General features: G+C 60.5%; 8 protein-coding genes. 7 read left to right on the forward strand and 1 reads right to left on the reverse strand.

Annotation, left to right across the window (positions count from 1 at the left end):
* The 4 genes from Q0216_RS09675 to purL all read left to right on the forward strand — a co-directional run.
* Nucleotides 1-854: 3-methyladenine DNA glycosylase (locus tag Q0216_RS09675; RefSeq protein WP_298594916.1), on the forward strand; the 854-nt coding region annotated here is incomplete at its 5' end.
* 122 nt (nucleotides 855-976) lie between these two features.
* The gene (purS, locus tag Q0216_RS09680; RefSeq protein WP_005507194.1) at nucleotides 977-1,228 is read left to right on the forward strand and encodes a phosphoribosylformylglycinamidine synthase subunit PurS; all 252 of its coding nucleotides are present in this window, start codon (nucleotides 977-979) and stop codon (nucleotides 1,226-1,228) included.
* A gap of 5 nt (nucleotides 1,229-1,233) precedes the next feature.
* The gene (purQ, locus tag Q0216_RS09685; protein WP_298594918.1) at nucleotides 1,234-2,046 is read left to right on the forward strand and encodes a phosphoribosylformylglycinamidine synthase subunit PurQ; all 813 of its coding nucleotides are present in this window, start codon (nucleotides 1,234-1,236) and stop codon (nucleotides 2,044-2,046) included.
* A gap of 25 nt (nucleotides 2,047-2,071) precedes the next feature.
* Nucleotides 2,072-4,390 carry a phosphoribosylformylglycinamidine synthase subunit PurL gene (gene purL / locus Q0216_RS09690; RefSeq protein ID WP_298594920.1) on the forward strand — a complete coding sequence of 773 codons (2,319 nt, stop codon included), beginning with the start codon at nucleotides 2,072-2,074 and terminating at the stop codon, nucleotides 4,388-4,390.
* Between the two features lie 124 nt (nucleotides 4,391-4,514).
* Here purL and Q0216_RS09695 read toward each other — a convergent pair whose 3' ends face one another.
* Nucleotides 4,515-5,177 (reverse strand): heme oxygenase (biliverdin-producing), encoded by a 663-nt coding sequence (locus Q0216_RS09695; protein ID WP_298594922.1) that lies wholly within the window; start codon nucleotides 5,175-5,177, stop codon nucleotides 4,515-4,517.
* A 236-nt stretch (nucleotides 5,178-5,413) separates the two neighbouring features.
* On the opposite strand from Q0216_RS09695, the gene Q0216_RS09700 reads away from it, so the two are divergent.
* The 3 genes from Q0216_RS09700 to Q0216_RS09710 all read left to right on the forward strand — a co-directional run.
* On the forward strand, nucleotides 5,414-7,786 hold the full coding sequence (locus Q0216_RS09700; RefSeq protein WP_298594924.1) for an HtaA domain-containing protein: 2,373 nt from the start codon (nucleotides 5,414-5,416) through the stop codon (nucleotides 7,784-7,786).
* Nucleotides 7,787-7,969: 183 nt separating this feature from the next.
* Nucleotides 7,970-9,133, forward strand: a complete 1,164-nt coding sequence (locus Q0216_RS09705) for a hemin ABC transporter substrate-binding protein (RefSeq protein ID WP_298594926.1) — start codon at nucleotides 7,970-7,972, stop codon at nucleotides 9,131-9,133.
* Nucleotides 9,133-9,868 (forward strand): iron ABC transporter permease (locus tag Q0216_RS09710; RefSeq protein WP_298594928.1); only part of this gene is annotated, 736 nt, incomplete at its 3' end. The genes Q0216_RS09705 and Q0216_RS09710, both read left to right, overlap by 1 nt.

The following is a 9,868-nucleotide window of genomic DNA, read 5'->3' on the forward strand; positions in this document are numbered from 1 at the left end:
TTGCGCAGCGTCGCGCCCGCCACGAAGTGCACCCCGTGGAGGACTTCCTCTTCACCTACTACACGCTCAAGCCCGGCCAGTTCAAGCGCTGGCACCCCGGCGCCGGCATCATCCTGCTGGATGCGCCCGAACGCGCCTCCTGGCGTTTTTACCGGCCCGCAACCGAGCAGGAACTCCTTGAGGCTGGTTGCACTCCTGAGGTGGCGCGCGCCCAGGCGGATGCCGCCTCCGCCGTCACCGTGGACGTCACCGATTTTGTGGAGCGCCGCGCTACCGCCCTCGCCTTTACCCACGAGATTCTGCGCAACACCGCCGCGAAGAAGGGGCAGTTCGGCTGCTTCGGCATGCACGAGTGGGCAATGGCGTACAAGTCGGTGGAGAACAATATCCGCCACGACTACCTGCAGCTGCGCCTGGGTGCGGAGGGTACGGACCGTGTGGTGGAGGAGCACCGCATCCGCTGCTCGCATTTTGATGCGTTCCGTTTCTTCATGCCGCAGGCGGCACCGATGAACGAGCTGCAGCCGACCCGCGAGACGCAGCGCGTCCTGGAGCAGCCGGCGTGCCTGCACGCGAATATGGACGTGTACAAGTGGGCGTATAAGCTGTTGCCGCTGGTTGATTCGACCCTGGTCATGGATTGTTTTGACCTGGCGTGGGATGCGCGCGAACTGGATATGCGCGCGGCCCCCTACGATATTCGCGACTGGGGGTATGAGCCAATCCCGGTGGAGACTGCCGAGGGTAAGGCTGAGTACGTGCGGATTCAGCGTGAGCTGTCGGAGCGTTCGATTGGCCTGCGTGAGCGCCTGCTGGAGGTGTGTGAGCGCTATCTTCCACCCCTCGAGGCGTAAAAGACGTGATTCGAGCCTCTTAGGGTATCCACCAACCGAACACATACCCCCGTTACGGTCGTTAGTACGGTAAGATGAGATACGGCTCATACAGAACCCACGCACCCAAGGAGTGCCCACACATGGCCCGTATTGTTGTTGATGTTATGCTCAAGCCCGAAATTCTTGACCCGCAGGGTAAGGCTATTTCTCACGAGCTGCCCCGTATCGGCGTTGATTCTTTCGTTGATGTTCGCCAGGGTAAGCGCTTCGAGCTGACCGTCGAGGGTGAGGCAACCGAGGAGCACCTCGCAGCTGCCCGCAAGGCTGCTGAAGAGCTGCTGTCGAACCCCGTCATCGAAGACGTTGTGAACGTTTCGGTTCTGGAGGACTAATACCTATGGCAGAGTCCCTCGCACCTACTGAAGTCCCTCTGGTTGGCGACTTTTCTACTTACTCCCCGAACCCCGCTTTCGCTGATGCACGCGTTGGCGTGGTGACTTTCCCCGGCACTCTGGATGACCGTGACGCTGCGCGTGCTGTCCGTCTGGCTGGCGGTACCGTCGTTGAGCTGTGGCACGACGACGCTGATTTGAAGAACGTTGATGCCGTCATTATTCCTGGCGGTTTCTCCTACGGTGACTACCTGCGTGCTGGCGCTATTGCTGCGAAGGCTCCCGTGATGCGTTCGGTGATTGATGCCGCTAACGCTGCTGGCACCTCCGGTTCTGCTCCCCTGCCTGTTCTGGGTATTTGCAATGGTTTCCAGATTCTGACTGAGTCTCACCTGCTGCCCGGTTCGATGATTAAGAACGATCACCGCAAGTTCATTTGCCGTGATCAGGTTCTGCGCATTGAGAATAACTCCACCTCCTGGACGAGCAACTACGCTGCTGGCCAGGAGATTGTTGTTCCTCTGAAGAACCAGGACGGTCAGTATGTTGCTGACCAGAAGACTCTGGGAGCGCTGGAGGCTGAGGGTCGCGTGGTGTTCCGCTACGTTGGTTTCAACCCGAACGGTTCCCGTAACGACATTGCTGGTATCAGCAATGAGCGCGGTAACGTGGTCGGTCTGATGCCCCACCCGGAGCACGCTGTGGAGCCTGGCTTCGGTCCTTCCTCTTCCGGTTTTGGTGAGGTTTCTCTGCGCGGTGGCGCCGATGGTCTCGGCGTGTTCACCTCCGTTCTTGCCAACCTGATTAACGCCCGCTAACGCACGACAAGGATTCTAAGAAGTTATGAGCGAAAAGCAGTTTAACCTCGACACCGTCGAGCACGCGGCGGCAACCCCGGACACCGAACTCCCCTGGGCTGAGCTAGGCCTGAAGGAGAACGAGTTCGAGGATATTAAGGAGATTCTTGGTCGCCGTCCTACCGCGGCTGAGCTGGCAATGTACTCGGTCATGTGGTCCGAGCACTGCTCCTACAAGTCTTCTAAGGTTCATCTGAAGCAGTTCGGTGCGAAGGTCACCGATGAGATGAAGAAGGACCTGATGGTCGGTATCGGTGAGAACGCCGGTGTGACCGATATTGGTGACGGCTGGGCTGTTACCTTCAAGATTGAGTCCCACAACCACCCCTCGTACGTGGAGCCCTACCAGGGTGCTGCGACCGGTGTGGGCGGTATTGTGCGTGACATTATTTCGATGGGTGCACGCCCGATTGCTGTGATGGATCCGCTGCGTTTCGGCGCGATTGATCACCCGGACACCGCCCGCGTTATTGGCGGCGTGGTTGCCGGTATTGGCGGTTACGGTAACTCCCTGGGCCTGCCGAACATCGGCGGCGAGGTCGAGTTCGACTCCTGCTACCAGGCAAACCCGCTGGTCAACGCACTGGCTGTGGGCATTATGCGCCACGAGGACATCCGCCTGGCGAACGCATCGGGCGTGGGCAACAAGGTTGTTCTGTTCGGTGCACGCACCGGTGGCGACGGCATCGGCGGCGCGTCGGTGCTGGCGTCCGAGTCTTTCGACGACACCAAGCCCTCGAAGCGTCCTGCCGTTCAGGTGGGCGACCCCTTCGCTGAGAAGGTTCTGATTGAGTGCTGCCTGGAGCTGTTCAAGGGCTCCGTGGTTGAAGGTATTCAGGATCTGGGTGCTGCGGGTATTTCCTGCGCAACCAGCGAGCTGGCTTCTAACGGTGAGGGCGGCATGCACGTCGACCTGACCAAGGTTCTGCTGCGTGACCCCACCCTGACCCCGGGCGAGATTCTGATGTCTGAGTCTCAGGAACGCATGATGGCTGTTGTCTCCCCCGAGAACGTGGAGCGCTTCGAGGCCATCATGAACAAGTGGGGCGTGGAGTACTCCTTCCTCGGTGAGGTGACCGACTCCGGCCGCCTGGTCATCGAATGGGACGGCGAGGTCATCGTGGATGTTGACCCCCGCACCGTTGCACACGACGGCCCCACCTACGAGCGTCCTTACGCACGCCCCGAGTGGCAGGATGACGTTCAGGCTAACCACTTCACCGGTTCGGCTGCTGACGATTCCCGCCCGCGCGGTAAGGAGCTGGGCGAGGCAATCAAGGCGTTCATGGCGTCCCCGAACATGTGCTCCAAGTCCTGGATCACTAACCAGTACGACCGCTACGTTCAGGGCAACACCGCCCTGTCCATGCCGGATGACGGCGGCGTGGTGCGCGTGGACGAGAACACCAACCTCGGTGTTGCTCTGGCGACCGACGCCTCCCCGCGTTTCACCTACCTGGATCCGTACGAGGGTGCTCGCGCGTCCTTGGCTGAGGCGTACCGTAACGTTGCGACCGTTGGTGCACGCCCCGTGGCTGTGTCTGACTGCCTGAACTTCGGTTCTCCCGAGGATCCGGATGTCATGTGGCAGTTCGCTGAGGCTGTTCGCGGCCTGGCTGATGGCTGCATGGAGCTGGGTGTTCCGGTGACCGGCGGTAACGTGTCCCTGTACAACCAGACCGGTGGCAAGGCTATTAACCCGACCCCCGTGGTTGCGATGATGGGCGTGATGGATGACGTCACCCGCCGCACCCCTTCGGGTTGGGCTCCTGAGCATGACGGTCAGGCTATCTACCTGCTGGGTACCACTCGCGATGAGCTGGACGGCTCCGAGTGGGCTCGCTTCAAGGGCCACCTGGGCGGTCAGCCGCCGAAGGTTGATTTGGCTCTGGAGCGTCAGCTGGGTGACATGCTGGTGAACATGTCTCGTGACGGCATGATTGATGCCGCGCATGACGTGTCTGCTGGTGGTCTGGCTGCGGCTCTGTCGGAGGCTTGCCTGCGTTTCAACACCGGTGCCCGCATTGGTCTGGGTGAGGTTGCTGAGCGTGACGGCCTGGACCTGTTCACCCTGCTGTTCTCGGAGTCCCTGGGCCGCGTTGTGGTTTCGGTTCCGCGTTCTGAGGAGGTGCGCTTCAAGGATATGTGCACCGCTCGCCAGTTCCCCTTCGCACGTATTGGTGTGGTGGATGCTGAGTCGAACGCTCTGGACTTCCAGGATGAGGTTTCCATTGACCTGGATGAGCTGCGTGCAGCTCACGAGGGTACTCTCGCTTCTTACTTCGGTGAGGTTGCGAAGGGCTAGTCTTCGACTAGTTTGAGACGAACGCCGAAAGGGGCGGATGCTTGTGAAAGCATCCGCCCCTTTTGTTATGCCCGCGGGCTTGTGCGGTGAGTGTTGAGGCGTTGTGCGTTGAGGCGTTGAGTGTTTATGCCTCGGCGACCTTGCGGCCCAGCTGCGCGAACAGGGAGGCGTTGATGCGGAAGCCTTCGATGCATTCGTCGATGAGGGCTTCGCGCTGTTCGTCGGTCATGGGTGCGTTGTCGAGCAGTTCGCGGTAGCCGTCCTTGAAGACCTTGGGCTTGGGCAATTCGGTGAAGCGGTACATGCTCAGTGCTTCGGCGGGGATGCCGTAGTGGCGGCTGACCAGCACTGCGACTGCCTGGCCACCGGAGAGATCGCCGAGGTAGCGCAGGTAGTGGTGTGCGAGGTAGCGTTCGGGGGAGTTGATGGTGGCGCGGATGCGCTCTACGTATTCTGCGGTTGCGGGTAGGGGCGCGTCGATGTCGCCGTCCTGGCCGAGTGCGCGGATGTCTGCGCGGATGTATTCTGCGCGGTCGAGGCCGGGGTGGGTGAAGGGTTCGGTGATGGGGTTGGGTTCTGCGCGGTAGTGTGCGGAGACTGCTTCGAGTGCGTCGTAGATGTGCACGTACTGGTTGATGAGGCGCAGGTATGCCTCGGTGTTGAGGGAGCCGCCCATGAGGTCTTCCATGAAGGTGGAGTGTTCGGCGTTGTCGTGGACGTACTTGGTGCTTTCCTTCAGGCGTGCGGAGAAGCGTTCCTGGGTGGTTTCGGGGGCGATCACGGTCATTGTGAGTTCCTAAAGTGGGTTGTGGGTGAACAATAAATGTTTTAGTGACATGATGTCACCAAAACCTGACAATGACATATTGTCACCAAAAACCGTTTTTGGCAATAGTTTTCAAAAACTTTTGCTAAGGTATACCTCATGCACAAGTCACCCTAGGCATTAAGTTACACAAATATAGGCTAATAAGGCTAGACTTGATACGAACACCACAATCACAAAATTCAAGGAGACACCGAATGTCTACCCCCTCTCTCACCAAGCGCACCTGGGCGTTCTTGGCTTCGGCAACCATCGGCCTCAGCGGCGTCGCTGGCGTACCCGCGGCCTTCGCAGCTGAAACCAACTCCCACATCAGCGCCGGTGAGGTAACCGCAGCCTCAGAGCAGAGCCTGCAGGACGTCACCGTCAACTGGGGCCTGAAGAAGTCCTTCCGCTCCTACATCAACGGCGTCTTCTCCCAGGGCTCCCAGAAACTGACCGGCGTCACCACCAACGAAGACGGCTCCTACCACTTCACCTCCGCCGAAGGCACCGTAGCCAACGGCGAATACTCCGTCACCTTCACCGGCTCCTCGATTCACTACACCGCACACCACGGCCTGCTGGAAGTCATCATCTCCGACCTCTCCGTCACCATTAAGGACGGCGTGGGCACCGTGCGCGCCAACGTTCAGTCGCGCCCCTACAACGGCAACACCACCCCGAACGACCTGGTCGAAACCAAGAACATGACCCTCGGCACTTTCAACGCCTCCGGCCTGAAGGTTGAGGGTAACACCATCACCCTGCCCAGCGTTGACGAGGAAAACGGCACCCGCGTCAAGCTTGCCGAAGAGGCAACCAGCGCTTTCGCGGGCTTCTACAAGGCAGGTCAGGAGCTGGATGCGCTCAGCTTCTCCGCAACCATCGTGACCAAGGAAGCACCCGCGCCGAGCCCTGAGCCCAGCAACGAGCCGACCGCAAAGCCGACCGCTGAGCCCAGCAACGAGCCGACCACAGCGCCCTCCTCCGCGCCGACCAGCGAGGCGCCCAAGCCCGCCGACCCGACTTCTGCAGCGCCCACCTCCGCTGCCCCGAGCGCAGCGCCCACCTCCGCGGCTCCCTCCTCCCCCGCCGCAACCACCGAACCCAAGCGTGACGAGAAGGTCACCGGCAACGTCGTCGAGTCCGGCACCCTCAGCTGGGATATCCGCGAGTCCTTCCTGAAGTACCTGACCGGCTTCGCGCACGGCTCCGTGAACGTTGAAGGCATGGAGAAGACCGCAGCTGGCGGCTTCAAGTACACTCAGGCATCCGGCGTGTACAACCCCGAGACGAAGACCGGTCAGATCAACTTTGCGGGCACCGCAGAGTTCACCGGCCACAACGGCCAGCTCAAGAGCACCATCAAGAACATGCGCCTGGTCGTCGTCAACGGCAAGGGCACCCTGGTTGCTGACGTGGACGCGCTGACCCTCGACGGCAAGTCCGTTTCCAAGACCGGCCTGGCAATCGCTGAGGTGGACCTTACCGGCGCGAGCGTGAAGGACGGCGTCTTCTCGGCGCAGAACGCGGCAGTCACCCTCACCGATGAAGGTTCCACTGTGCTCTTCGCGGGCCAGTACCGCGGTGCCGACAACGCTATGGCACCGCTGAGCTTCTCCGTAAAGCTCAGCGAGCAGACCGCGGAGAACACCGTTGAGGTTCCCCGCGTCTCCGAGAACAAGTCCTCCGAGAGCAGCACCTCCGATAACAAGGGTTCCGAAAACGGCTCTTCGAACTCCGGCAACTCTGGCGCTAACGGCTCCGGTTCTAACGGTTCGGCAGGCACCTCCGGCAGCGTTTCTAACGGCGGTTCCTCCTCGAACGGTTCTGTCAGCAACAACCCGGCACAGCCGGTCTGCGTACCCGTCACCCGCACCCGCGAGGTGCAGGAGCAGGGCGCATCCGACGGCACCATTAAGAGCGCAAACCTTGGATGGGGCGTGCGTGATTCCTTCCGCAACTACGTGCGCGGCGGCATCGCGAACGGTAGCTGGGAGCTGAACGGCACCTCCTACTCTTCGGATACGTTCAACTGGTCTAACGGCACCGGCACCTTCAAGGGTGGTAAGGGTTCTATCTCCTTCAGCGGTTCGGTTCGTTTCACCGGCCACCACGGCATTCTGGACACCACCATTGCGAACCCGCGCCTTGAAATTGACGGCAATTCCGGCACTCTCTACGCGACCGTGACCAGCAATGATTCCTCCGGCAAGGCGACTAACTACGGTGAGGTGGCGCTACTGAAGGTGGATCTTTCGGGTCTGCAGAGCTCCGCTGACGCCGTGAGCGTCAACGGTGCGGCAACCACCCTGACCGCTGAGGGCGCGAAGGCGTTCGCTGGCTTCTACGAGGCCGGTAAGGACATGGCTCCGCTGAGCTTCTCCGCGGCGATCAACGGCGCGAAGACCACCACCAAGACCGTGACCGAGACCGTCTACGAGGGTGAGGGCTGCGACCCGGTCACCGGCAAGGCTCTGGCTTCCACCGGTGCATCCGGTGTTGAGGGCACCCTGGTTGCAGGTTTCATCGCTGTTGCAGCCGGTGCGGGTACCGTCGTGTACACTCGCCGCCGCAAGAAGGCATAACGGCACCTCACGAGGATGCCCACACTGTCGGCTCGCCCGTGAGACTCAATCATGAGGTTCACCTGTGAGCCGACACGGCCCGTGCGGGGGTGCAGATTTTCGCTGCACCCCCGCTTCAGGTGCCAGGTTTTGCCCCGGCACCTACCCCAGTTTTTCTAGCTCCCTTTTTTCTGCGAGACTACGATGTTTTCTTCCCTTTCTTCTTCAGCCCTGAACCGCCGCGATGCAGTGAAGTATGCGGCGTTCTCCATCACTTCTGCGTTTCTGCTGAGCTCTTGCGGTGTTGGTACTCAGAACCCAACTGTTTCTTCAAGTACTTCGCAGGCTGTTGTGGATGAGCAGAGCACCCGCACCGCTTTGGAGAACCTGGCGGATCAGCTGCGTTCTTCTATTGCCCCCGATCAGAAGGCTCTGCGCGGCCCCAATAGCGCCGCAGATACCCCGGAAATTCAGCCGATGGTCGACACCCCCACTCCGGCTTTCCCGGTGACGTTCAAGGATTTCAACGGCACTGAGGTGACCGTGAAGTCCGCTGACCGCGTGCTGGCACTGGACCTGTACGGCACTCTGGCTCAGCAGATGATTGCGCTGGGTCTGGGTGGTCGCCTGGTCGGTCGTGTCACCTCCTCAACTGAGCAGTCGCTGGCTCATCTGCCGCTGGTGACCCAGAACGGTCACGACCTGAACGCTGAGGCGATTCTGGCGACCTCCCCGGACCTGGTGCTGTGGGATAAGAGCAACGGCCCGATTGAGATTGTGGATCAGCTGCGCGCTGCGGGTGTGACCGTGGTGGTCTTCGATCATGAGCGTCGTATGGATAAGATCATTCCGCAGCTCAAGGCTGTTGCGCAGGCGCTGGGTGTTCCGGAGGCGGGCGAGCAGGTTGCTGCCCGCGTGCAGAAGGACCTGGATTATGCCCTGCAGGTGCTCAAGGACGTTGCCCCGAAGGGTGAGCAGCAGGTGTCGTTCGCGTTCCTGTACGTGCGCGGTACCGCTGGCGTGTTCTTTGTGCTCGGTAAGGGTTCGGGCGCTGATGATTTGATTCAGGCTATTGGCGGCAAGGATGTGGCGTCTGAGCAGAACGCGACGAATATTATTCCGGCGACCAGTGAGGCGCTGGTGAAGCTGAACCCGGACGTCATTCTGACCATGAGCGGCGGCATTAAGTCCACCGGTGGTTTGGACGGTTTCTTGGCTCGCCCGGGTGTGGGTGAGACGACTGCCGGTAAGAATAAGCGCATTATCGATATGGGTGACGGCCAGATTCTGTCCTACGGCCCGAATACTCCGGCGGTGTTGCTCTCGCTGGCTAAGGCTGCGTACTCGACTCCTGCGGGAGCCCAGTAGTGGCTGCGGTGAAGAGTGCAGCGGGCGCGAGGGATTATCGTGCTTCGCGTCGGCGTCGTGCCGGTCTGACGTTTACGTTTTTGGCGGTGGCGCTGTGCGCTGTGATGGTGCTGTCTGCGGGTTTGGGTCAGTACAATATTCCGGTTGATCAGGTGGTTGCTTCTGTGGGCCGCCGTCTGGGTCTTGCACCGGAGAACCCGGCGATGCAGCTGGCGGATAGCACCCTGTGGAATATCCGTTTCCCACGTGTGCTGTTGGGCGTGCTGGTGGGTGCCGCTTTGGGTACTTCCGGCGCGGTGATGCAGTCGGTGTTTGGTAACCCGTTGGCTGAGCCGGGCGTGATTGGTGTTTCTTCGGGTGCTGCGGTTGGCGCGTGTTTGTCGATTGTGTTGAACCTGCAGTTCTTCGGTATTTTCACGACTCCTGCATTCGCATTTGTGGGTGCGTTGGCGGCTACTGCGCTGGTGTATTTCCTGTCGCGCTCTTCGGGCCGCGCGAAGGTTCTGTCAATGATTTTGACGGGTATTGCGGTGACTGCGGTGGCGAATGCGATTATTGCGTTCCTCATGTTTATTGCTGATACGACGAGCCGCGATCAGATTGTGTTCTGGCAGATGGGTTCGCTGAACGGTTCCACGTGGAAGGCTGTGGCGAGCGTCTGGCCGGTTATTTTGGTCGGCTTGGTGGCGTGTTTTGTGATGGCTTCTTCGCTGGATGTTCTGGCGTTGGGTGAGC

The organism is uncultured Rothia sp. (genome assembly GCF_937976295.1).
Taxonomy (GTDB): domain Bacteria; phylum Actinomycetota; class Actinomycetes; order Actinomycetales; family Micrococcaceae; genus Rothia.